We start from the raw sequence: 21,533 nt of genomic DNA on the forward strand, positions 1-21,533 counted from the left end.
CGGCAACGCGACGTGTCAGCGCGCGGAGCGTGGCGCTGCTGCGGAGAATTCCTGCTCGGGCCGTCCTGTGGTCCCGTACCGCAACCCGATTGTCACGTCGCCGACAGAGGCCATTGCTGCCAGATAGCGTTGCGCTGTGGCGCGGGAAACGCCTATCGCCGCAGCCACCTCTGCTGCGGACATCGGTTGCCCGGATGCCTGCAGAGACTGCAGCACAAGTGTTTTCGTCGGGGATGGCGGAGCGCTTGTGTGCTTGAGACTCGCGACCTTCGGGCGCAGCGCGTCCAGTGCCGCGTCGACTGCATCCGCTGACACAGTCGGTGGCGACAGGATCTTTCGGTATCGCGCGTATCCGGCCAACCGAGCGGCAAGGTCGACCGGGGCGAATGGCTTGACCAGAAAACCGAGCGCTCCGGCTGCGATCGCTTCGCGCACAGTGTGCGACTCGAGGGCAGCGGTAAGCATGATGGCATCGCCGCGCAGCTCGCGAACGAAGTCCACCCCTGATCCGTCCGGCAGGTACACGTCGACCAACGCGAGGTCGACAGGTCCTACCTTGCGGGCCGCGGTGAGCGTGGTCACGGTGGCCTCGACCGTAAAACCTGTTATCGCAGAGACGATTCCGGCGTGCATGCTCGCCACGCGAAAGTCGTCGTCGACGACAAGGACAGTCAGGTCTCCCACTGCGCCTCCTCGAACACGTCCGAATCCTGCACGTCCGAATCCTGCATGACCCCGGGCAGCCGCGCGATGAACTCAGCCCCACACAGTCGCCGGTCTGGCTCACCCGGGCTCGACAACCTCAAGTCCCCGCCCAGCCCTCTTGTCAGCTGGCGCGACAAGGTCAACCCGATCCCGCGGCCGCCAGGTATCCCCGAAGCGGGTTTGGTCGTCGCACCCTCGGTGAACAGCTGATCGACAAAGCCCGGCTCGACGCCTGCGCCACTGTCCGCGACGACGATGTGCAATGTCGAATCATCCTGCAAGAGTTCGACTTCCACTTCCTTGACGTCGCCCGACACACCGCGAGTGGCGTCGATGGCGTTGTCGAGGAGGTTACCGAGCACGGTTGTCACCTCGACGGGAAGCGTCAGCCGCCCAGCGACCCAGGTGTTCTCGCCGATCGTCAACGTGACGCCGGCTTCGCGCGCCCCCGCTGCCTTGGCTGCCAGGAAAGCCTGAATGTAGGGGTCGCTGATGGCGTCGATGCCGGGCACAGCCGAGCCCAGCGGCCCGGAACCGAGCAGGTCGGCCAGGTACTGCCGTGCTTCGTCGACATGGCGGGCATCGAGTAGCCCGTTGAGCAGGTGGAGCCGGTTGGCAAACTCGTGTCGCTGTGCGCGTAGCGCCGTACTCATCAACTGGACGGCATCGAGTTGGCGGGTAAGCGATTCCACGTCGGTGCGATCGCGAACCACAAGAACTGCGCCCAGGTCGCGACCGTCGCGGATGACCCGGCGAGCCGACACGACAACGATATGGTCGCCGACCGTCGCCAGAGTCGGTGTGGAGTCCGCCGCGAGGAACACGTCGAGCACCCGAGGCGTCAGTCCGATCTCAGCCACCGGGCGGCCTGGTAGATAGGCGACCTGCAGCAGGCGCATTGCCTCGTCGTTGACGAAGGTCGTGCGCCAATCAGCATCCGCGGCCAGCACGCCTTCGCCGACGCCGTGCAGCACCGCCGCCTGTCCGCGCACCATCTCGGCCATTTCGGTTGGCCGCAGGCCCAGGGTCAGCCCACGCCAGCGGCGCTCCAGGAGAATCGACCCGATGACGCCGACGAGCAAAGCCACCCCGCCGAGCAGCGCGCAGATTCGTAGGCTGCTGTCAAGTTGACGACGCACATCCCGGGTGGAGATTCCCACACTGATTTCGCCGACGACGCGATCCGAATTCGGTGCCCGGACAGGGACTTTTCCCGTGACGGCCGGGCCGAGCGTGCCAATTTCATCCAGCACTTCCTCCCCGCCGGCGAGCGCGCGCGCGGGGTCGGTACTTACCGGCGAACCCAGGTCGTTCGAGTTGGGGTGGGCCAACCGCAACCCTCTACTGTCGGTGATCACCACGAACAGCACATCGGTGCTTTGTGCAACCTCCGCGGCAATCGCCTGAAGAGGACCCGATTCGAGTTCGGCCCTGAATTCGGGACCGACTGGCAGCGGGTTCGCGTCATAACCGGCAACACCGGCCCGAACTGCCGGAGCCAGGGCGACGACACGTGCCACATCGAGAGCGCGAATGCCGTACTCGTCGGCAATACGGTGACGGGTGAAAGCCGCGAACATGCCGAAGGCGACGATCGACGTCAACGCCACGACCACGAGTTGCAGCACCAGCACCTGGGTGGCGAGCCTCAGGTCGATGCGACCTCTCGTGGCCATGGGTGGCAGCGTACCGCCATCGTTGCCGACGTCAGACTGGGTTGATGTCCTCTTGTCCCCGGTTGCTGGTCCGCGGACCGACTGGCACGAGGACAGCGACAGCCAAGCCCAAAGCGACCACCACGACTGCGAACATCGCAGCCGGCCCATAGTTGTCGAGCACGGGAATCAAGATGAACGGCAATGCAGCGCTGGACAGCCGAGAGATGGAGTAGGTCCAGCCAACCGCGGTGGCGCGCACGTCGCTGGGGAAAATCTCGGCCTGGTAGACGTGATAGACGTTGGAGAACACGTTGGCCGCGGCGGTGGTGAGCACGCCGAAGACGACTATTGCCGCTGTCTCGCTCAGCGTCGCAAATGCGATGCCGCACAATGCCATCGCAGCCGCGCTTGCGATGGTCAGGTACTTGCGTTCCCAGCGCGCCAATAGCGGGATCGACAGCAGCGAACCCAGCGGATACCCCAGGAACGACAGCGCAACGAACAGCAGTGACGATGTCACGTCGAAGCCGCGGTGGACCAACACCAACGTCGCCAATGTCCCGAAGCCGTAGTAGCCGAAGGGCTGGAACAGGTGGAACACCGCGAGCATCACCACGCGCGCCCGATATGGTGACTGGCGCAGGCGGACAATAGGTTTCGTAGAAAGCGCCGGTGGGGTCGTCGACTCTTCGCTGAGGTCGGCCGGCAGGCTCGTGTCGGTCTCGAATTGCTGCAGTGCGGCTTGCGCCTCGCCATTGCGGCCTTGGCCCGCGAGCCAGCGCGGGGATTCGGGCAGTCCGCGCCGCATCGCGACGACGAAGATCGCTCCCGCAGCGCCGATCAGCAGCAAGATCCGCCAGCCGGCGATGCCCGCGATCGTGTGTCCGGTCAGGCCCAGAGACAGGAACCCCAGGGCTGGTACTGCCAGGAACGAGCAGGTGTACGCCCACGCCGCCAGGCGCCCACGATGGGACGCCGGGAGCACGTCGGAGAGGTAGGCGTCAGCGACGGGGTACTCGGCTCCGATCCCGACCCCGGCCAAGAACCGCGCGACGACCAGAATCGCGAGGTTCGGAGCGAACGCAGCGACCAGGCTGCACACCGAGAACCACACCAGGTTGATCATGAACGCGCGGCGTCGGCCGATCTTGTCGGCGATGTGGCCGAACGCCGCTGCGCCAACAAACATTCCGACGAACGTCGATGCCATGATGACCATCAGCGTCGTCCCGCCCAGACCGTACTCGGTCTTCAGCGCGGTCCCGATCGCGCCTGACAGGAAGATCTCGTAGACCTCGAAGAACAAGCCGAGCCCGATCGCCACCACAACCCTGCGATGAACTGGACCTACCGGCAAGGCGTCGAGACGACGGCCGATATCGATACCTTTAGCGGGAGAGCCGATTTCTGCTGTCAGCGTCATTGCCGTTACATTCCTTGACTTTTCGGATGTTCGGGCGATTCCGATGTCCGTGTGAATCGAAGTTAACGACGCACGGTGGCGAAGGCGCGCTTGTGCTCACAACGGGCGCAAACGCGCGATCTCGGCATTCTGCGCATTCTGCTCGCGACTACGACCGCTGTCGTCTAGACGACCTTGGCGGCGATCAGCAGGTCCCAGATCTCACCCTGGCCGACGACCTCGACGCCGAGTTTCTCTGCTTTGGTCAGTTTGCTCTCACCGACGCCTGCACCGGTGATGAGCAAGTCGGTGTTGGCCGAGACCGAGGAGGCTGCCGTCGCGCCCGCCTGCTCACAGAGGCGTTGAAACGTTGGGCGCGCGACCTTCTCGCCAGACCGCGGGTCGCTGATAGCCCCGGTGATGACCACCGTCTTGCCTTCCAGGGGTGCGCCGGCCGCAATGACCGGGGGAAGGTCCTCTTCACGCACGTCCAGGGATACGCCTGCCGCGCGTAGCTTTTCGAGTTCCGGGCGTAGGCGGGTGAGGTGAGCGACGAGGGAGGTTGCGACCTTCGCGCCGATGTCATCCACGGCCACGAGCCGTTCCTGGCCCGCGTCGGCGACCTCTTCGAGGGAGCCGAATCCCGCTCGGGCCAGGCGCGCGGCGGTGCCGTCGGAGGCCATCGGGATGGCCAGGCCGATCAGCGCGCGCCGCAGGCCGACCTGGCGGCTCGCATCGATCGAGTCGATCATGCGTTGGGCCGAGACCTCGCCGATACGGTCGAACTCGAGCAGGCGTTCCTTCGTCAGTGTGTAGAAGTCCGACGGGTTCTCGAGGACGCCGGCGTCAGCTAGGCGTTCGATCCACACCTGCCCTATGGCGTCGATATCCGCTGCGGCACGCGACGCCCAGTGGATGAGCCTGCGGACCGTCTGCGCGGGACACGCGACATTGGTGCAGAACAGTTCTCGGCTGTTGCCTTGCTCGGTCACCGGTTGTTCGCACGAGGGGCAGACAGCGGGCGGCACGATATCGCGCTCCTCGCCCGTTCGTTTCGCGGCATCGAGAACGCCTGCCACAAAAGGGATTACGTCGCCAGCGCGGCGCACCAGCACCGTGTCCCCGATCTTGATGTCGCGGGCGCGAATGACTTCTTGGTTGGCCAGCGTCGCCTTCGTGACCGTCGTGCCGCCGACGAAAACCGGCTCCAGCCACGCGACCGGGACGATCTTGCCCGTCTTGCCGACGTCCCAGATCACCTCGCGCAGCAACGTGGTCTTCTCCTCGGCGGCGAACTTGAACGCCAACGCGCCGCGCGGGGAGTTCGACCGCGTTCCGGCCGCCGCATAGGCCTCTCGATCGGCCAGCCGCAGCACCGCACCGTCGAGGTCGTAGTTCAGCGCGTTGCGACCCTCCTCGATCGCGGTGATCGCGGCCTGCGCTTGCTCGGCATCGACGCAGTGTTGCATCTGTGCACCGGCGATACCGAGAGCCCGCAGCCCCTCTTCCAGGTCGACGACGCCATCATCGGCAGGGTCATCCAAGTCGAAGCCGAAAAACTGCAAGCGCCGCTCGGCGACCGTCGCCGGGTCCTTTGCCCGCAAAGTGCCCGCTGCGGCGTTGCGCGGATTGATCAGCGGCTTATCCGGATTCGCCTTGTTGTATGCGAGGAAGGTCGACCGGAGCATCACCGCTTCGCCACGCACCTCCACCCGCCCGCGGCTACCGATCCGCTCGGGGACGCCGTCGACCAAGGCGCGAACCAACATGGTCACGTCGTCACCGGTGGTGCCATCGCCGCGGGTGATGGCACGTACGAGGCGCCCGTCCTCGAAGACCAGAGCCAGGGACAAGCCGTCGAGCTTCGGCATCACTACAACCGACTGCCCGGGGAAGCGGTTGAAGAACGCCGCAACCTGCTCAGGTTTGGTCGCCTTCTCCAGTGACAGCATCGGACGCGAATGCCGGACTGGAGCGTGCAGCTCTGCGGGCGCGCCGACCTGCTCCAGCGGATTGAGGTCGAGCGTGAGGTCGGGGTGCGCTTCGAGAAGGCCGCGTAGTTCGTCTTCGATCGCGTCGTACTCGGCGTCTGCGACCAGCGGCGCCCCCTGGTAGTAGGCGTCGCGTAGCTCGACTATGCGGTCCGCGAGCTTCTGAGCGTGTTCCCCTGTTTTCACAGCACCCGACGCTACAGATACCCACTGACGCGCTCGCCTGCGCTGGTCAGGCCGGCTGCTTACTGGTGAGCTTGACCATCATCTTCGTGTAGCCCTTCACGAAGTTGGATTGTGCATACTCCGGCTCCGACACCACCTCGATGTCTTCGAACCGCGCAAGCAACTCCTCCCAGAGGATTCGCAGCTGCAACTCGGCGAGCCGGCTGCCCATGCATCGATGGACGCCGATGCCGAACGAGATGTGATGGCGCGCAGCGGATCGGTCGATGATGAATTCGTCCGGATTCTCGAATTTGCGCTCGTCCCGGTTGCCCGACACGTACCACATGACGAGCTTGTCGCCCTTTCGGATGAACTGCCCGTTGAGCACGGTGTCTTCCTTGGCGACGCGGCGCATGTACGCCAGCGGCGTCTGCCAGCGGATGATCTCGGGGATCATCTTGCGAAGCAGCGCGGGGTTTGCCTTGAGTTTTGCGAACTGGTCCGGGAATTGGTTCAGCGCCAGCACACCGCCGGTCATCGAATTGCGGGTGGTGTCGTTGCCACCCACGATCAGCAGCAAGAGGTTACCGAGGAACTCCATCGGGCGATGGATCAAATCCTTCGTGTCCTCGGACGACTGGAGCAGGGTGATCAGGTCGAAACCGGGCTTCTCGCCTGCCGCCAAACGGGCGGCCTTGTCATGCCAGAGTGCACTGAAGTGGCGTGCCATGTCTGCGATGCCCGTGAACATCTCGTCCATGTCGTTCTCGCCGCCCGTGGCCGAGGCGCTGCCGCCCGCCAAGTCGGACCAATACACCAGCTTGCGGCGCTGTTCGTACGGGAAGTCGAGCAGCGTCGCCAGCATGCGCGAAGTCAGTTCGATCGAGACCTTGTCCACCCAGTCGAAGGGCTCCCCGATCGGCAGGTTGTCGAGCACTTCTTGCACGCGCGATCGGATGAGGTCTTCCATTTCTTCGAGGTTTTGGGGCGCAACCACGCCTTGCACGGCGTTGCGCTGCTCGTCATGACGCGGGGGGTCCATGGCGATGAACATTTCGACGCTCAGGCCCTCGGGCGGCTCACCGATCACGATGAACGGTTCGGCGGAGAACACGTCGGCGTTCTTGTCGACGGCGATGATGTCCTCGTAGCGAGTGATCGACCAGAACGGGCCGAAAGGGCTGTTCGGCTGGTAATGCACCGGCGCCTCATCACGCAGGCGCTTGAAGTACGACTGCCATTTTCCCTGGCGGAAGAGGAATGGGTTACTGACGTCGATCTGTGCCAGCGGCACATCCTCGACGTCAGGAATCGGGCGTTCGACGAAGACCGGCGCGTTGTCACTGACCACCATCTTCTTCGCCTTCTGGAAGAGATGCACGCCCTGAATCTGCTTGTCGAGCGGGATCGTCGCCTGCGCCTTGTTGATCACTTGATCGAGAAGGTTCATGAGTTCGCCTGCCTGGTGGGGGTTCGAGAGTCCTGGGTCACGTCTGAATTTCGGACAGTCCCTGCGCCGCCGGCCGAGCATTACTAGGAACTGATCAGTTCCTAAAACGGTAGGCGGCGCGACGCGGTGTGTCAAGATTGGAGAGTGAACGATTCAACCGCCGTGGTCCGGACGTTCCGAGGCGTCAGCGCAGCGGAGCGCGTGCGGCTGCGTCGTGATGCCCTGCTCGACGCAGGCCTCAGCGCGCTCGCGGATGGAACTCGCGCATCGGTCACCGTTGACGACGTCAGCGCGCGAGCAGGTTTGTCGAAGCGCTATTTCTACGAGCACTTCCACACCCGGAACGATTTGTTCGTAGCCCTCGGCGAGCGGTTGGTGGACGAAGTCACTGCAGCTGCCCGGGCCGCCATCGCAACCCCGGCCCCCGACATGCTCAGTCGAGTGCAAGAAATGGTCGGAAGCGTTGTGTCAGTTCTTATCTCCGACACTCGCAACGCTCGGCTGTTCGTCGACATGATGGGCGGCGACGAACGCAAAGACACCGTCGGCCGCGCCGAGCACGCGATCGCCGCCATGCTCATCGACGCCGTCGTTTCGGACATCGAGGTGACCGAAAAAGAACGCATTCGTTTGGATGTCGCCGCCTTGATGCTCATCGTCGGAGCAGCGCAAGCCATCAGCGATTGGGTGGACGGCGGAATCGAACTCTCACGAGCCGAGCTGATCGAGGAAATCGTTCGAATGGTCGCCGCGGCGATTCGCACGGTGCGTCCCGATCTCTAACCCAGCCCGTCGCCTTCGCGCCATGTGCGGGCGTGGACCGATATCGCCCCAACGTCGAGCAGCGTATCGGTGAGGGCGGCAACCTCGTCGACGGTCACACCCGGAGCGAGTTCCCGGAGCGCAAGAGTGCCATCGCCGGTGACGTCGATGACCGCGAGGTTGGTGATGATGCGGTCGACCACGCCCTGGCCTGTCAGCGGCAGCGTGCAGGCGTCGACAATTTTCGGCTTTCCATCCCGGTCGATGTGTTCCATGACGACGATGACGCGACTTGCCCCATGGACGAGATCCATCGCGCCGCCCATGCCCTTGACCATCTTTCCGGGGACCATCCAGTTCGCGAGGTCACCGTTCTTGGCGACCTGCATAGCACCCAGTATCGCGGTGTCGATGTGGCCGCCTCTGATCATCCCGAACGACAGTGCGGAATCGAAGAACGAGGCGCCCGGGTTGACCGTGACCGTCTCCTTGCCCGCATTGATCAGATTGGCGTCGACCGCGTTTTCGGTTGGATAGGGTCCTGTCCCGAGAATCCCGTTCTCGGAATGCAACGTCACATGAACGTCGGGGTCGCGGTAAGCGGGAATGAGCGTAGGCAGTCCGATACCGAGGTTAACGTACTCGCCGTCGACCAGCTCTGCGGCCGCGCGTTCAGCCATTTGCGCGCGAGTCCATCCCCGGCTCACCGCGTTGCCTCTTTTGCTGTTGTGACAGTTCGCTTTTCGATTCGCGTCCGCTGTGGACCCGTCTCGACGATTCGTTGGACAAACACTCCCGGCAGATGAACTTGCGCGGGATCGAGGGTGCCCGTGGGCACGAGTTGTTCCACCTGCGCGACGGTTACCCTGCCAGCCATCGCGGCGAGAGGGTTGAAATTCATTGCGGTCTTGTCGAAGACGAGATTGCCGGCCGAATCTCCTTGCAATGCATGCACCAACGCGAAGTCGGATGTGATTCCGTGTTCGAGGACGTACCGGGTGCCACCGAAGACTCGCACTTCTTTTGGGGGTGAGCCGATTGCGACCGAGCCGTCACTGTTGAACTTCCACGGCAGTCCGCCGTCAGCGACTGGGCTGCCGACACCGGCCGGAGTGAAGAACGCGGGGATGCCGACTCCCCCTGCACGCAGTCGTTCTGCCAGCGTGCCCTGCGGCGTCAGCTCGACTTCGAGTTCGCCGGCGAGGTACTGACGAGCGAATTCTTTGTTCTCCCCGACGTAGGACGCGGTGACTCGGCGCACTCGATGGGTGTCGAGCAAAATGCCAAGTCCGTGGGCGTCGATTCCGCAGTTGTTGGAGAAGATTTCGAGATTGCCGACGTCTGAGTCGGCCAGTGCCCAGATCAGCGCGTCGGGTATGCCGCAGAGCCCGAATCCGCCGACGGCGATCGATGCGCCGTCGGCGATGTCGGCGACCGCGTCTTCCGGTGTGGTGTACACCTTCGTTCCCATCAAAGTCCTCTTTCGCTGTGTTCCACACCGCCAAGTTTGTCAACGTGACTGTTGCTCACGGACCACGCGTTGTCAACATGAACGTTGACAACGACACCTGTGGATGTCAGGATTCGAAAGACGCTTGTCAACGTCCGCGTTGATTCTTGGAGAGAGGTACACATGCAAGACGAAGACGGCTACTTCAACCCGGATCGCTTGAGCGAGCAGGAAGTGCGGGCCGCGGTGGCCATCGCGAACGTGCCGGCGTTGCTCATGGTCGTTTATCAGACGACCGGCGACCCGAAATGGCTCGAGGAGCCCTATCGCCCGACCCGCGGAAAAGGTTTGGGGGACCATGATTCCGGCGGCTTGGCTCCCACATTGCAGGACGAGATACGCGAAAATGCTGTGGCTGCGATCCTGTCGCTCCAAGCCGGTCACGCACCGGCCATCCCGTCCCCATCGCCCGAAGACACGGTCCGGATGATGACAGTGTGCATGGGCGAACCCGTCGGCGACGAGTACGGTCCGATGCTTTCCCAGGAGCTCGCCCGCCGCGTTGCTCCCGACGCCCCCGAGATCGCGCTCGAGCCTGTGCAGCCACCGCCGGGCTTCAATGTGGTGCTGATCGGCACGGGCGTGGCGGGAATCGCGGCAGCCCAACAGCTCGAGGACATGGGCGTGGATTACGTCATCCTCGAGAAGCAACCCGAGTCGGGAGGCAACTGGTTCCAGAACACCTATCCGGGTGCCGGCGTCGACACCCCGAGCCACCTCTACTCGTTCTCGTTCGCGAAGAACGACTGGAACACACACTTCGAGTTGCGAAACGACTTGCAGCTCTACTTCACCCGAACGATGAAAGCTCTCGGCGGGCACGAGCGAGTGCGCTACGGCACCGAGGTTCTCAGCGCTGACTACGACGAAACCACCAAGCGGTGGAACGTCGCCGTCCGCAACGGGGCAGGCGAAGAAGAGGTCCTGAACGCGAGCGTGGTCATCAGCGCCGTGGGAGTCCTCAATCGACCAAAGCTACCCAATGTTGCTGGAATGGAGACTTTTTCGGGCATTCAGTTCCATTCGTCAGACTGGCCAGAGGGGCTCGAACTCGAGGACAAGCGCGTCGCCGTCGTCGGCACCGGAGCCAGCTCCATGCAGATCACACCGGCCATCGCAGATCGCGTCGAGCAACTGACCGTCTTCCAGCGATCGCCGCAGTGGGTCGCGCCATTCGAGAAGTTCCGAACACCAATTCCTCTGGAGCTGCGCCGGTTGATGCAGTCGTGCCCCGAGTATCACAGCTGGTACTGGATTCGGCTGTTTTGGCAGTTCGGCGACAAGGTCATCGAGTCCCTTCGCGTCGACCCCGCGTGGGAGCATCCGGAGCGTGCGGTCAACGCGCGCAACGACGCGCACCGCGAGTACTTCACGCGCTATATCACCGCACAACTCGGGGACCGTACCGACCTGCTGGACAAAGTCCTTCCGGACTACCCACCGTTCGGCAAGCGAATCCTGTTGGACAACGGGTGGTTCGCAGCGCTGCGCAAGGACAATGTGGAGCTGGTGAACGACGGAGTCGACCGAGTAACTCCCACCGGCCTTGTCAGCAGTGCGGGGGTCGAGTTCGACGCCGACGTCATCATTTGGGCCACAGGCTTCGAGGCCGCACGTTTCGTGTCGTCTCTCGATGTCCGTGGCATCGGCGGACTCTCGCTGCGACAGGCGTGGAACGACGATGACCCGAGGGCATATCTCGGTGTGTCTGTTCCCGACTTTCCCAACTTCTTCATGCTCGGCGGCCCGAACTCGTTCCCTGGCAGCGGCAGCTTCATGTTCTTCATGGAGGTCCAGATGCGTTACATCCGTGGACTTCTCACGGAGATGTTCAAGAACGACATCACCGCGATCGACGCCACAGCCGAGGCGAACGACCGCTACAACGAGCTCGTCGACACCACTCACGACAAGACGGTGTGGACCCACCGCGGAATGTCGACCTACTACCGCAACCGACACGGTCGAGTCGTGTTCGTGATGCCCTTCCTCAACGTCGAGTACTGGCAGATGACTGAACGGCCCGACCTCGAGAACTACACCAAGCGCTGACGACACGGCTGAGAGGGCGGGAACCGAAAGGTTCCCGCCCAAATAACTTGGCCCTCAACGCATGAATGCGACATTCACTCAGTCTGACTGAGTCAGTGCGACATTCATGCGGTAGCGGCCGGCGCGCAGGCGCGGTAGCCGCCCTGGAAGAAGATCAGGGGATCGTCGATCGCGTCGAGTTCCATGGCGTCGACCCGGCCGACGGCGATGTAGTGATCGCCCGCTTCGTGCACGGCATCGATCGTGCATTCGATCCACGCGAGAGCGTCGGTGATTCGGGGCAAGCCCGTCGCCGTGGGAGACCACAAAATATCGGCGAACTTGTCGGTGCCCTTTCGCGACAGCGCACGGCAGACGGCCTGTTGCCGTGAGCTGAGGACGTTGACGCAGAACCTGCCGTTCGCGCGCACGATCGGGAAGGTCGTCGAGGAACGGTCCGGCAGGAAGGCCACCAGCGGCGGGTCGAGCGACACCGAGGTGAACGAGCCAACGGCCATGCCGACGGGATTGCCGTTGCCGTCGAGTGACGTGATCGCTGTTACTCCCGTCGGGAAATGGCCGAGGACGTGTCGAAATCGGCTCCGTTCGACCGTCCGTGTCGGGTCGAGAATCGTCATCGAAGTCACCTTCCGAGAATGCATTGATCTGCGCTGCTCCCCTACGTCAATGGTCACACCGTTGAGTTTCCTTGTCAATGCTCGCGTTGATTCAATCTACGTCCGCGTTGACAATTGCCGCGATTCACGCGATGATCTACACGTACGTTGACGACAACGAGGAGAACCCGCCATGACCACTGCCCAGGACACGACAACGCGAGAACTAGCGGAGCTGTTGTCGATCAAGAAGATCGAGCGCGTTCTCTTCGACTACGCGTACTACCTCGATATGAACCTGCCCGACGATCTCGCTGCCCTGTTCACGGAGGATTGCTACGTCGCCTATGGACCGAACTTCGGCGCCGACGGTCGCAAGGCCTATCGCGAAACCCTCGATGGGATCGGAACCTTCTTCACCGCAACGAGCCACCACGTCTCCAACGTCGTCGTCGACTTCAGCGACGATCTGCGCTCGGCAAAGGTTCGATCGGTGTTGTATGCATGGCACCGCTACACCAAAGAGGGCAAGGCGGACGGGTACTTCTTCGGCCAGTATCACGACGAGTTCGTCTTCGACGACACCAGCGGTTGGCTGTTCACCCGACGCGAACTGCGAGCATCGGGCGTAACCGATTTCCATGTCAAGAAGCAGATTCCGATCGGCCGAGCGTCGGCATGACCTCCTCGACCGCAGTGGATGTCGAGTACGAGAACCTCCAGATCGAGCATCGAGGACCGATCAGTTGGATCGTGCTCGATCGCCCGACCAAGGCGAACGCGCTCTCCACTGCACTCCTGGACGAGTTCAGCCATGCACTGGACCGGCTGACGTACGAGGGTGGCCCCGTGATCGGCATCCGCGGTCGCGGGCGCGGCTTCTCTGCCGGCTACGACATCGACCAGGTAGGCAAGGTCGTAGCCGAACCTGATCCGGTCGCGGATCGAGAACGCCTCGCACGCAACATGAATCGATTCCTGGCCATCTGGGACCATCCCAAGCCAGTCATCGCCGCAGTACACGGATATTGCATCGCCGGCGCAACACAGATGTGCGTGTTCGCCGATCTGACGTTCGTTGCCGACGACGCGAAAATCGGGGAACCTGCCATGCCGCTCGGAGGGGGCTACATCGCTCCCGTCTGGGCACCGTTGGTCGGACCGAAACGTGCAAAAGAGCTAGCGTTTGTGCCCGGCAACACCATCGACGGAACTACCGCGGTCGAGTGGGGATGGGCGAATCATGCAGTCCCTGAAAGCGAGTTGATCGCTGCGGTAGAAACATTTGCAGCCAGAGTCGCCCGGACGCCCTCGGATGTGCTGCGGATCAAGAAACTCTCGATCAACCGCTCCATGGAAGCTATGGGCGTGCGTAACGCCGCGCAGAGCGGAGCGGAGATGGACGCATTGCTGCACCTGTCGCCGTCCGTGAAGCAGATCCGAGCATGGATCGCCGACGTCGGACTCAAAGCCGCTGTGGCGCACTACAAGCGCCCTGTCGGTCCCGAAGAACTCTACTAGACAAGGAAACTCCATGAGCTCAGGAATCGGATTCGCGGTCGATGGTCACATCGCGCGCGTCACCCTCGATCGGCCGAAGGCCCTCAACTCGATCAACGCCGAGATGGACCTCGCCTTGTTCGAAGCGTGGACCGAAATCAACAACAACCCCGACATTTGGGTCGCGGTGTTGTCTGCCACCGGCGAGAAGGCATTCTGCGCGGGCGCAGACGTCAGCGGTACCGGCGGCGGCGCAGGGCGCCGAATGGCCCTCGGCGGCGGACTCACAGGCGTCGGAGGGCCCCTGCTGACCCTTCGCAAGCCACTTGTTGCGGCGGTACAGGGCTACGCCATCGGCGGCGGCTTCGAACTCGCAATGTGCGCCGACATCATCGTTGCGGCCGACACCACGAAGTTCGGCATTCCCGAGACCAAGGTCGGGATCATCGGCGAGGCCGGCATCATGCACCGGGCGATTCGTCAACTCCCCCACCACATCGCGTTGGCCATGATCCTGACCGGCGATCGCATCGACGTGCATCAAGCGGAGCGCTACGGACTGGTGAACGAGGTCGTTCCATACGAAAAGCTCGATGAGACTGCGACCCTGTGGGCCGAGCGAATTGCGTCCGCATCACCGCTGGCAGTACAGGCAGCAAAGGACGCCGTGCTCTCCCGTGCGGGCTGGCCGCTCGAGACTGCTCTGGCGACGCGGTACGAGCCAATCGAGGCGTACGAGTACAGCGCTGACCGACTCGAAGGGCGTAAAGCATTCGCGGAGAAGCGAAATGCTGTGTGGACCGGCCGCTAGCGCTTGACCGCTCCGTCGAAGAAGATCGCGCAGAACGCGTCGATGGTTTGGCGAGCGTCGGTCTTGCGCATACCTGGCTTGAGCCACCGGTGCGTCCAGTTGATCATCCCGAACAGCGCTTTCGCCATCAACGTCACCGACACGTCGGCGCGAAGCACACCGTCGTCCACGCCTTGCTGTAGGACGTCGGTGACAATGGTTTCGAAGCGCTTCGTCTTGCGCGCCATGTCTCTGGCCCACGCCGTGTTCTCCAAGCTCAGCTTCGCCATGTCTTCCTGGATGTAGAGAAAGACATAGGGATAGTGCTTCTCGTACGACATCAACTGTTGCTCGACCAGGGCACGCAGCTTGTCCGGTGCCGATCTGTCCGACGCAGCGATCTCGGACGCCACCGCGACGTTCTCGTTCAGCACTCCGATGAGGATGTCGTGGAAAAGCGCTTGAAAAAGTTCCTTCTTGCTGGCGAAGTAGTAGTAGATCGACGCGCGATCGGTCCCGAAACGCTCGGCGATGTCGTTGAGGGTCGCCGCCTCGAATCCCTTCTCCTTGAACACTTCTGCGGCAAGCCCCATGAGTTCTGCCCGCTTCGCCTGGTAGCCGGGACTGTTCTCGGTTTGAGCGCTGCTTCTGCGCTTGCTCATGCCACTGGAGGTCGTCGAGGAGGTAGCCACGACACAGGATTCTACAGGCCGACTACATCAACGTTGACGTAATCCACCTGCGCGTTGATCAGCGAACGCCCTGGGACGATGGCGCCTTCTCGGCGATGGCCAAGGCCTCACGCACGGCAAGGGCGCCGGCGCCGAGGCGCAACGCATTCGCTAAGTGAAACCGGAACGCGGGCAGGTAACGGTGGCCGGGCGTTGCGTCGCACGCCATCGACACAAGCTCCTTTGTCAGCGCCGGGACAGTCTTGCTCTGCCACGGGACCGAACAGAACTCGAAAAATGCCGCGAAGGCTTCGGGCGACATCCGCAGTAACGCGTCGAGAAAGCCCGGGACTGCCACTTCGGCTCTGGCCCAATACGAATCGTCTCCGACGTAGTGTGCCCACAGCTCGCGATCTGCCGCCACCGGAGCGGCAGGGTCCTGCTCTGCGGCAATACGCGCCAGCTGCCTCGACGACTCGAAGAACGTGTGCATCCCGATTGCGGCCACCACGGTGAGCACCTCGTGGACCTGCGCCGGCGTGGCGCCCGCGGCCAGTGCCAATCTGATGTACCGCTCACTGCCTTCGGTATCCATCGTGGTGACCACAGCCCTGACGGAAAGCCCGATCAGCGCGGCGGTGAGGTCGTCCAGTCCGTCACCGTCGGCCACTTCTCGCAGCACGTCCTCCGCGACCCCGCGGATCTCGGCCGACGTGACGACGGCCTCGGTCATGAAGCGGGACTCATACTTTCGCTTCTGTCGCGAAGGATCGCGCGCAACCCTCGCTTGTTGATCTTGGTTGCAGATATCGGCCACTCCCCTGCCGCGACGAAGTAGACATCACGCGGGATCTTGTAGCGACCGATCTTTCCCTGGCAGAACGACATCAACTCGTCTGCGGTGAGGTCGTGCCCCTCGCGGATCTCGACGAACGCGATCGGCACTTCGTCGAGACGTTCGTCGGGACGACCGATGACTGCGGAGTTGAGCACAGCAGGATGTTCGCACAGGAAGGACTCGATTTCGATGGCGGCGACGTTTTCGCCACCGACCTTCAGCATGTCCTTGAGTCGGCCGTGGAATACCAGGCATCCCGATTCGGTCCGGCTGTATAGATCGCCGGTGTGCAGCCACCCTTCGCTGTCGAGCGCTTCCGCCGTCTTCGCTGGATCCTTGTAATAGCCGTCTGTGACGCAGAACCCACGCACGAGAATCTCACCGGGGACGTCGATCGGTTGTTCCCGACGAGTGACGGGGTCGACGATGCGCACCTCGATCCCCGGTGCGGGCTTGCCCTGAGCGTTGGACCGGTCCTCGAACGTCTCGGTCTCATCGCTGAGAGCGTAGATTCCGCCGGTCTCGGTCATGCCGCACGCAGCGACGAGTTCGGCTCGCGGAAAAAGCGTCTGGGTCTCGGCGATCAACACACGCGGACCGATCAGAAAGACATAGCGCACCGAATCCAGCACTGCTGCATCGAAACTCGGATGACTGGTCAACATCTGCATGGGACCGGGGAACCAGGGCCAGATCGTCGTCGGTCGCTCCCGCACCATGAGTTCGATCGCTCGACCTGGCTCGAAATAGGTGTCGGTGAGGTAGGTACCGCCCGCTCCCATGGCTCCGATGAGCGGCGCGAGGGCTGCGATGTGAAACATCGGTCCGCCACCCCAGCTGACGTGTCGTGTCTCGGTCACCAGTCGGTGTCGTGCACGGAACACCGGTCCACGAGTGATCGCCTCGTGAGTGAGCATGCAGCCCTTGGGATTCGCCGTCGTACCCGACGTGTAGAGGATTGCGGCCACGTCGCGGACACGTACCTGCATGCGCCGACGGTCGACCTCGTCGACGGCGACACGGGCGGCGGCGAGATCGAATGTCGAGCGGGAGACGAACCCTGCGCGTTCGTCCCCCTTCAGCAAGATCGCCGCGCGCAATCGAGGCGCCTCGGGCACAGCCAAGGACCGGCCGTGGTCCGCTGCGCGCAGCGACGGTAGCGCCTCGTGCATCACGTCGACGAAGTCGATGTAGTCGTTGTCTCCCGAAACGGTCAGGAGGGCAGTCAAATCCGCGTTCTCGACGATATAGCCGAGTTCGGCGGACTTGTGCCTCGCGTTGAGAGGGACCACGACGCATCCTGCCAAAGCCGCGCCGAAGAATCCCTCGAGGAACTCGATTCCGTTGTGCGCCAACAGACCGACGTTGTCCCCGGCTTCGACGCCGAGGCCGATGAGACCTCGTGCCACCCGTATCGATCGGTCGTAGACCTGCGCGTAGGTATACCGACTCTCGGGGAAGACGATCAGATCGCGATCAGGATGGTCAGTGGCTCCTCGACCGAGTAGGTCCGCGAGGGGCGAGATCTCGCTCCAGTAAGCGTTGTTCGACATCAGTGCACCAACATCTTCCGGGCCTGCTGCACGTCGTTGTTCAAGGCCGCAATCAGTTCTTCCTTCGATCCGAAAGCTGTCTGCGAGCGGATCCAGCCGACCAATCGAACCGTCAACTCTCTGTCGTACAGGTCGCCCGTGAAGTCGAGCAGGTGCGCCTCGAGAAGCCTGCGACCGGCGTTTCCGTAGAAGGTGGATCGCCGTCCGATCGACACGGCCGCGGAAACGGTCCGGCCATCGTCGAGCTCACAACGCGCTGCCCAGACTCCGTCGGCGAGGAATTTGCTCGACGCCGCCGAACCGTCGTTGTCCAATTCGATATTCGCCGTAGGGAACCCAAGAACCCGACCACGTTGGTCCCCATGTTGGACCAGTCCCGTCACCACTGGCGCGTCGGAAGCGCGTTCGCCCTGCTCGACGAGTTCGACGGTCGTGTAACCGATGGTGCGGACGATTTCGGCCACGTCGGCGTCGACCGCTGCCATGTGGCGAGCGTTGTCAGACAAGGACTGCCGCTCCGAGTACCGCTCGACCACCACCGTTCCGTGGCCGTGCCGCGCGACCGATTTCATCGCCGTTGCCAAGGAGTCGGCCAGGCCCAGCGAACCCACGTCGGCGGCGTCTTCGCGATGGCGAACGACTTGCGGTGCAGTGTCGTGGCCGTTGACGTCGGCGACGGTGTAGGCCACGAAGTCGGTACCGGTGACATCGCTGTGAAAGCCCCTCGCCACATACGGGCCGAAAGTCGTGGCTCCGTTGTGCCGGAACGTTGCTCGCACCGCAGTTTCGGTCGCTCGGCGATAGGCCACGACATCGTCGATGAACAGCCAGGCCAACTTGTGTCGGGCCGCAAAGTCGTTGGCCTCCTGCGGGTTGGCCATTCGAGTCTCATCTGCGACGGACACCAGTGCGGTGTAGGCGCCCGCGCTCATAACCCCAGCCAAGCGCGTCAAATCCGTGGCCGCTTCTGCCGCACCGATCTTGCCGAGCACGCCGCCGGGGTGTGCTCGCGCTGGCATGACATGCCCGGGACGGGTGAAAGTCGCTGGCAGACTGTGCGGATCGGCCAGGAGCCGTAGCGTGCAAGCTCGATCGATTGCCGAGATTCCAGTCCCGGAACCGTCAGCGGTATCGACCGACACCAGGTAGTCGACGGAACTGCTTCCACTGCACAAGGTCGACATCGGTGACAGGCCGAGCCGATCGGCATCGGCTCCGGTCACTGCTGCGCAGATCAATCCCGAACCGTGCCGGACCATGAAGGCAATAGACGCGGTCGAGGACTTCTCGGCTGCGGCAAGCAGATAGCTGTCTTGGTCGGCTGTACCGCCGATGAGCACGATCGAACGACCTGCGGCCACATCGGCCAACGCCTGCTCGACTCGCGCGATGGGTGTTCGCATGTCGCTCAATCCTTTTCGGAGAAGTTCTTGGTGATCCGCTGGGGTGGGCGCTGTGCAACCCACCCCAGCGGAGGTATTTCGTTTCTATTGCGCGAGCATTCCGGCATCGACGAGGTGTTCGGAGCCCGTGATGTAGGACGACTCGTCCGAAGCGAGGAACAACACGAGGTTGGACACTTCCTGCGGATCGGCGATGCGCCCCAGCGGGATCTGAGCCAACGCGTCGCCACCCTCTTCATTGGTGGCTTCCACCATCATCGGAGTCTGGATGAATCCCGGATGGACAGAATTGACCCGAATGTTCTTGCGTCCGTATTCGACTGCCGTCGCCTTCGTCATCCCGCGGACCGCGAACTTGCTGGCAACGTACGCCAGATTGGGAAATCCGTAGTTCGCGGCCATTCCGGCGATCGACGAGATGTTCACTATGGAACCGATACCTGCCCGCTCCATAGACGGCAGGACCGCCTTCATCCCGAAGAACACACCGTCCTGGTTGATTCGGCAGACGTTCCGGTAGTCGTTCTCGGTCAAGTCTGCGGTGGCCGCCAACGGACCGAGTACACCCGCATTGTTCACCAGAACATTGATCTCGCCGAACGCGCTGACACCGCTCTCGACGACCGACTTCCATGAATCCGGTTGCGTCACATCGTGATGCACGAAGATCGCGTTGTCTTCCAACTCTGCCGCCAGCTTCTCACCGGCCTCGTCTGAGACGTCGGCGAGGATGACCTTCGCCCCCTGTGCGACGAAGGTCCGCGCATGGGACGCACCCATTCCGCGAGATGCGCCGGTCACGAGGGCAACTTTGCCTTCCAAACGATTCGACATGACGACCTAGACCGAAACCGGTGTCGGCAGGGAGATTCGGGGTGCGACTTCCTTGGCGATGAGCTCGAGGGAGTTGAACCACGGAGCCGGGTCCTCGGAGTAGTCGTGTGACTCGACCTGGAGGGTGCCCCAGCCGCCGCTGGCCTCGAACAAGGTGCCGATCTTCTCGACGACTGTGTCCGGTGATCCCACACAGAAGACGTTGTCGACGATCCATTCGAGGTTGACGTCGGACTTGTGAGCGCCGGCGTCCTTGATGAATCCGTCCATCATGCCGAAGCGCCACCAGATCGGGATCAGGTATCGCTCGAAGCAATGCCCGATCGGACCCTCCATGACGAGTCGCTTGGCTTCCTTGTCGGTGTCGGCGACGAAGACCGTCTGCGACACGTGGTAACGCGAGCGGTCCGCGACGTGACCGTTGGCTTCGGCTGCAGTGGAATAGGTTTCCCAGTGTGTCTTGAGAGCGTCGAGACCGGAGAAGATCGACATCGGCCGGAATCCTCGTTCGCCTGCGAACTTCATCGACGGCGACTTGGCGCTGAATCCGGTCACTGCGATCTCCGGCGCACCGCCCCATGGGCTGAAGTCGGCGAGCATGTGCTGGTCGTCGCCCTCGTCGCCGTGCAGCTCTTCCGGGTAGCCGGCGTTCCAGAACTGGCCCTCGTAGAAGAAGGGGTCACGCTTCCAGATCTTCTCCATGATCTCGAGGGACTCACGGACCATCTTGTTGGTGAACTCGGTGTCCTCACCGTTCTTGATGCCGTGAATGTAGGTGGACTGCGGGTACGCACCAGCACCCACTCCGAGGAAGTACCGGCCCTCGAGAATCTGCGAGAGCCAGCCGATCATGACGGCGAGCTTCGCCGGATTGTGGTGGGGCAGAATGTGTGCCATCGGAGCAAACTTGATCCGCTCGGTCTGGCGGGCGGCCGCCGCGATCACCAGCTCCGGTGCGGGGATGTTCTCCCAACGCTGGGAGGAGTGCTCGGAGTACATGACGGAGTCGAAGCCGATTTGATCGGCGACTATCGCCTGCTCGACACACCAGTCGAACGTCTGGCGCGAGGTGTGCTCTGGGCGCATGTACGGGTGGACGATGAGTCCGGTTTCCATTGCCATGATTATTTGCCTTTCTGTGGAACTACTCAGACGTAGAAGATGTCGTATGCGTGCTTGGTGTCCATGTACTCCTTGACGGACAGGATTTTCCCGTCGCGGAACTCGAACAAGAAGTGGTAGGCGTTCTGATAGACCTTGCCGTTCTTCAACTTTGCGTACGACGTGGCTTCGACAGCGACCTTGTCGCCTTGCGCGATCGCACCGGTCGGAGTGACCTCCAGTGCGCCGTCCTCGTACACGGTGGTGACCCCGCTCAAGAGCGCACCGAGACCCTCCTTGTCGTAGGTCCCCGACATGCCCTCGATCCCGCCGGAGACCCAGTAGGTCCCCTCGGGGTGGAGGGTGTCGAGGATCTGCGCCACGTCACCCGTGGAGAAGACTTTCGCGAAATTGTTCGCTGCCTCGATGTTCTGTTCCGGCGTGCTCATTGGTTACTCCGTCTGTTCGACAAGTTCGCTCGTCTATGACCTGCATCACTGTCCATCGTTGCGATTCACCGCAAAACCGTAGAAATACTCGGTTCGCGAA

The 21,533-nt window shown here is 62.7% G+C and carries 18 protein-coding genes and 1 pseudogene; 5 read left to right on the top strand and 14 right to left on the bottom strand.

Going from position 1 to position 21,533, the window contains the following annotated elements; all coding sequences use genetic code 11:
• Window positions 1-15 precede the first annotated feature (15 nt).
• The 4 genes and pseudogenes from FGL95_RS21080 to ligA form a co-directional block, all read right to left on the bottom strand.
• Window positions 16-684: a response regulator gene (locus FGL95_RS21080; RefSeq protein ID WP_169590418.1), complete on the bottom strand. Its 669-nt coding sequence runs from the start codon at window positions 682-684 to the stop codon at window positions 16-18.
• Window positions 672-2,381 carry a sensor histidine kinase gene (locus tag FGL95_RS21085; protein WP_206072135.1) on the bottom strand — a complete coding sequence of 570 codons (1,710 nt, stop codon included), beginning with the start codon at window positions 2,379-2,381 and terminating at the stop codon, window positions 672-674. The genes FGL95_RS21080 and FGL95_RS21085 overlap by 13 nt, the downstream gene beginning before the upstream one ends.
• Window positions 2,382-2,412: 31 nt before the next feature.
• Window positions 2,413-3,786, bottom strand: a complete 1,374-nt coding sequence (locus tag FGL95_RS21090; protein WP_169590419.1) for an MFS transporter — start codon at window positions 3,784-3,786, stop codon at window positions 2,413-2,415.
• Between the two features lie 164 nt (window positions 3,787-3,950).
• Window positions 3,951-7,374, bottom strand: a pseudogene (gene ligA / locus FGL95_RS33275) (NAD-dependent DNA ligase LigA).
• 144 nt (window positions 7,375-7,518) lie between these two features.
• On the opposite strand from ligA, the gene FGL95_RS21105 reads away from it, so the two are divergent.
• A complete protein-coding gene (locus FGL95_RS21105; RefSeq protein ID WP_169590424.1) occupies window positions 7,519-8,157 on the top strand; it encodes a TetR family transcriptional regulator in 639 nt (212 codons plus the stop codon).
• Here the strand turns inward: FGL95_RS21105 and FGL95_RS21110 are convergent.
• Complete coding sequence (locus FGL95_RS21110; RefSeq protein WP_338079950.1) at window positions 8,154-8,843, bottom strand: 3-oxoacid CoA-transferase subunit B; 690 nt, start codon at window positions 8,841-8,843, stop codon at window positions 8,154-8,156. The two genes, FGL95_RS21105 and FGL95_RS21110, sit on opposite strands and share 4 nt — an antisense overlap.
• A complete protein-coding gene (locus FGL95_RS21115; protein WP_169590428.1) occupies window positions 8,840-9,607 on the bottom strand; it encodes a CoA transferase subunit A in 768 nt (255 codons plus the stop codon). Before FGL95_RS21115 ends, FGL95_RS21110 begins: the two co-directional genes overlap by 4 nt.
• Before the next feature lie 162 nt (window positions 9,608-9,769).
• On the opposite strand from FGL95_RS21115, the gene FGL95_RS21120 reads away from it, so the two are divergent.
• Window positions 9,770-11,698 (top strand): flavin-containing monooxygenase, encoded by a 1,929-nt coding sequence (locus tag FGL95_RS21120; protein ID WP_169590430.1) that lies wholly within the window; start codon window positions 9,770-9,772, stop codon window positions 11,696-11,698.
• Between the two features lie 104 nt (window positions 11,699-11,802).
• On the opposite strand, the gene FGL95_RS21125 is transcribed toward FGL95_RS21120, so the two are convergent.
• Window positions 11,803-12,315: a flavin reductase family protein gene (locus FGL95_RS21125; RefSeq protein WP_206072136.1), complete on the bottom strand. Its 513-nt coding sequence runs from the start codon at window positions 12,313-12,315 to the stop codon at window positions 11,803-11,805.
• A 172-nt stretch (window positions 12,316-12,487) separates the two neighbouring features.
• Between FGL95_RS21125 and FGL95_RS21130 the strand changes: the two genes are divergently transcribed.
• The 3 genes from FGL95_RS21130 to FGL95_RS21140 are packed head-to-tail and all read left to right on the top strand — an operon-like array spanning window position 12,488 to window position 14,605.
• Entirely contained in the window at window positions 12,488-12,976 is a 489-nt protein-coding gene (locus tag FGL95_RS21130; protein WP_169590432.1) for a nuclear transport factor 2 family protein, read from the top strand.
• Entirely contained in the window at window positions 12,973-13,815 is an 843-nt protein-coding gene (locus FGL95_RS21135; protein ID WP_169590433.1) for an enoyl-CoA hydratase-related protein, read from the top strand. Before FGL95_RS21130 ends, FGL95_RS21135 begins: the two co-directional genes overlap by 4 nt.
• Before the next feature lie 13 nt (window positions 13,816-13,828).
• The gene (locus FGL95_RS21140; RefSeq protein ID WP_169590435.1) at window positions 13,829-14,605 is read left to right on the top strand and encodes an enoyl-CoA hydratase-related protein; all 777 of its coding nucleotides are present in this window, start codon (window positions 13,829-13,831) and stop codon (window positions 14,603-14,605) included.
• Here the strand turns inward: FGL95_RS21140 and FGL95_RS21145 are convergent.
• The 7 genes from FGL95_RS21145 to FGL95_RS21175 form a co-directional block, all read right to left on the bottom strand.
• Window positions 14,602-15,276, bottom strand: coding sequence for a TetR/AcrR family transcriptional regulator (locus tag FGL95_RS21145; protein WP_338079951.1), 675 nt, complete (start codon window positions 15,274-15,276; stop codon window positions 14,602-14,604). The two genes, FGL95_RS21140 and FGL95_RS21145, sit on opposite strands and share 4 nt — an antisense overlap.
• A gap of 58 nt (window positions 15,277-15,334) precedes the next feature.
• On the bottom strand, window positions 15,335-15,988 hold the full coding sequence (locus FGL95_RS21150) for a carboxymuconolactone decarboxylase family protein (protein WP_169590437.1): 654 nt from the start codon (window positions 15,986-15,988) through the stop codon (window positions 15,335-15,337).
• Complete coding sequence (locus tag FGL95_RS21155; RefSeq protein WP_169590439.1) at window positions 15,985-17,646, bottom strand: class I adenylate-forming enzyme family protein; 1,662 nt, start codon at window positions 17,644-17,646, stop codon at window positions 15,985-15,987. The genes FGL95_RS21150 and FGL95_RS21155 overlap by 4 nt, the downstream gene beginning before the upstream one ends.
• Entirely contained in the window at window positions 17,646-19,049 is a 1,404-nt protein-coding gene (locus FGL95_RS21160; RefSeq protein ID WP_169590440.1) for a 3,4-dihydroxy-2-butanone-4-phosphate synthase, read from the bottom strand. The genes FGL95_RS21155 and FGL95_RS21160 overlap by 1 nt, the downstream gene beginning before the upstream one ends.
• Before the next feature lie 84 nt (window positions 19,050-19,133).
• Entirely contained in the window at window positions 19,134-19,883 is a 750-nt protein-coding gene (locus FGL95_RS21165) for a glucose 1-dehydrogenase (protein ID WP_169590442.1), read from the bottom strand.
• 6 nt (window positions 19,884-19,889) lie between these two features.
• On the bottom strand, window positions 19,890-21,005 hold the full coding sequence (locus FGL95_RS21170; protein ID WP_169590444.1) for an LLM class flavin-dependent oxidoreductase: 1,116 nt from the start codon (window positions 21,003-21,005) through the stop codon (window positions 19,890-19,892).
• 26 nt (window positions 21,006-21,031) lie between these two features.
• Entirely contained in the window at window positions 21,032-21,433 is a 402-nt protein-coding gene (locus FGL95_RS21175) for a nuclear transport factor 2 family protein (RefSeq protein WP_169590445.1), read from the bottom strand.
• Between the last annotated feature and the right edge of the window lie 100 nt (window positions 21,434-21,533).

Source organism: Antrihabitans stalactiti, from assembly GCF_012932915.1.
Classification (GTDB): Bacteria; Actinomycetota; Actinomycetes; order Mycobacteriales; family Mycobacteriaceae; genus Antrihabitans; species Antrihabitans stalactiti.

Excerpts from the sequence above, each read along its gene's own strand:
- FGL95_RS21165 (WP_169590442.1), bottom strand. The coding sequence starts at position 19,883 with ATGTCGAATCGTTTGGAAGGCAAAGTTGCCCTCGTGACCGGCGCATCT.
- FGL95_RS21125 (WP_206072136.1), bottom strand. The coding sequence starts at position 12,315 with ATGACGATTCTCGACCCGACACGGACGGTCGAACGGAGCCGATTTCGA.
- FGL95_RS21175 (WP_169590445.1), bottom strand. The coding sequence starts at position 21,433 with ATGAGCACGCCGGAACAGAACATCGAGGCAGCGAACAATTTCGCGAAA.
- FGL95_RS21090 (WP_169590419.1), bottom strand. The coding sequence starts at position 3,786 with ATGACGCTGACAGCAGAAATCGGCTCTCCCGCTAAAGGTATCGATATC.
- FGL95_RS21170 (WP_169590444.1), bottom strand. The coding sequence starts at position 21,005 with ATGGCAATGGAAACCGGACTCATCGTCCACCCGTACATGCGCCCAGAG.
- FGL95_RS21160 (WP_169590440.1), bottom strand. The coding sequence starts at position 19,049 with ATGCGAACACCCATCGCGCGAGTCGAGCAGGCGTTGGCCGATGTGGCC.
- FGL95_RS21115 (WP_169590428.1), bottom strand. The coding sequence starts at position 9,607 with ATGGGAACGAAGGTGTACACCACACCGGAAGACGCGGTCGCCGACATC.
- FGL95_RS21140 (WP_169590435.1), top strand. The coding sequence starts at position 13,829 with ATGAGCTCAGGAATCGGATTCGCGGTCGATGGTCACATCGCGCGCGTC.
- FGL95_RS21120 (WP_169590430.1), top strand. The coding sequence starts at position 9,770 with ATGCAAGACGAAGACGGCTACTTCAACCCGGATCGCTTGAGCGAGCAG.
- FGL95_RS21150 (WP_169590437.1), bottom strand. The coding sequence starts at position 15,988 with ATGACCGAGGCCGTCGTCACGTCGGCCGAGATCCGCGGGGTCGCGGAG.
- FGL95_RS21135 (WP_169590433.1), top strand. The coding sequence starts at position 12,973 with ATGACCTCCTCGACCGCAGTGGATGTCGAGTACGAGAACCTCCAGATC.
- FGL95_RS21130 (WP_169590432.1), top strand. The coding sequence starts at position 12,488 with ATGACCACTGCCCAGGACACGACAACGCGAGAACTAGCGGAGCTGTTG.
- FGL95_RS21085 (WP_206072135.1), bottom strand. The coding sequence starts at position 2,381 with ATGGCCACGAGAGGTCGCATCGACCTGAGGCTCGCCACCCAGGTGCTG.
- FGL95_RS21155 (WP_169590439.1), bottom strand. The coding sequence starts at position 17,646 with ATGTCGAACAACGCTTACTGGAGCGAGATCTCGCCCCTCGCGGACCTA.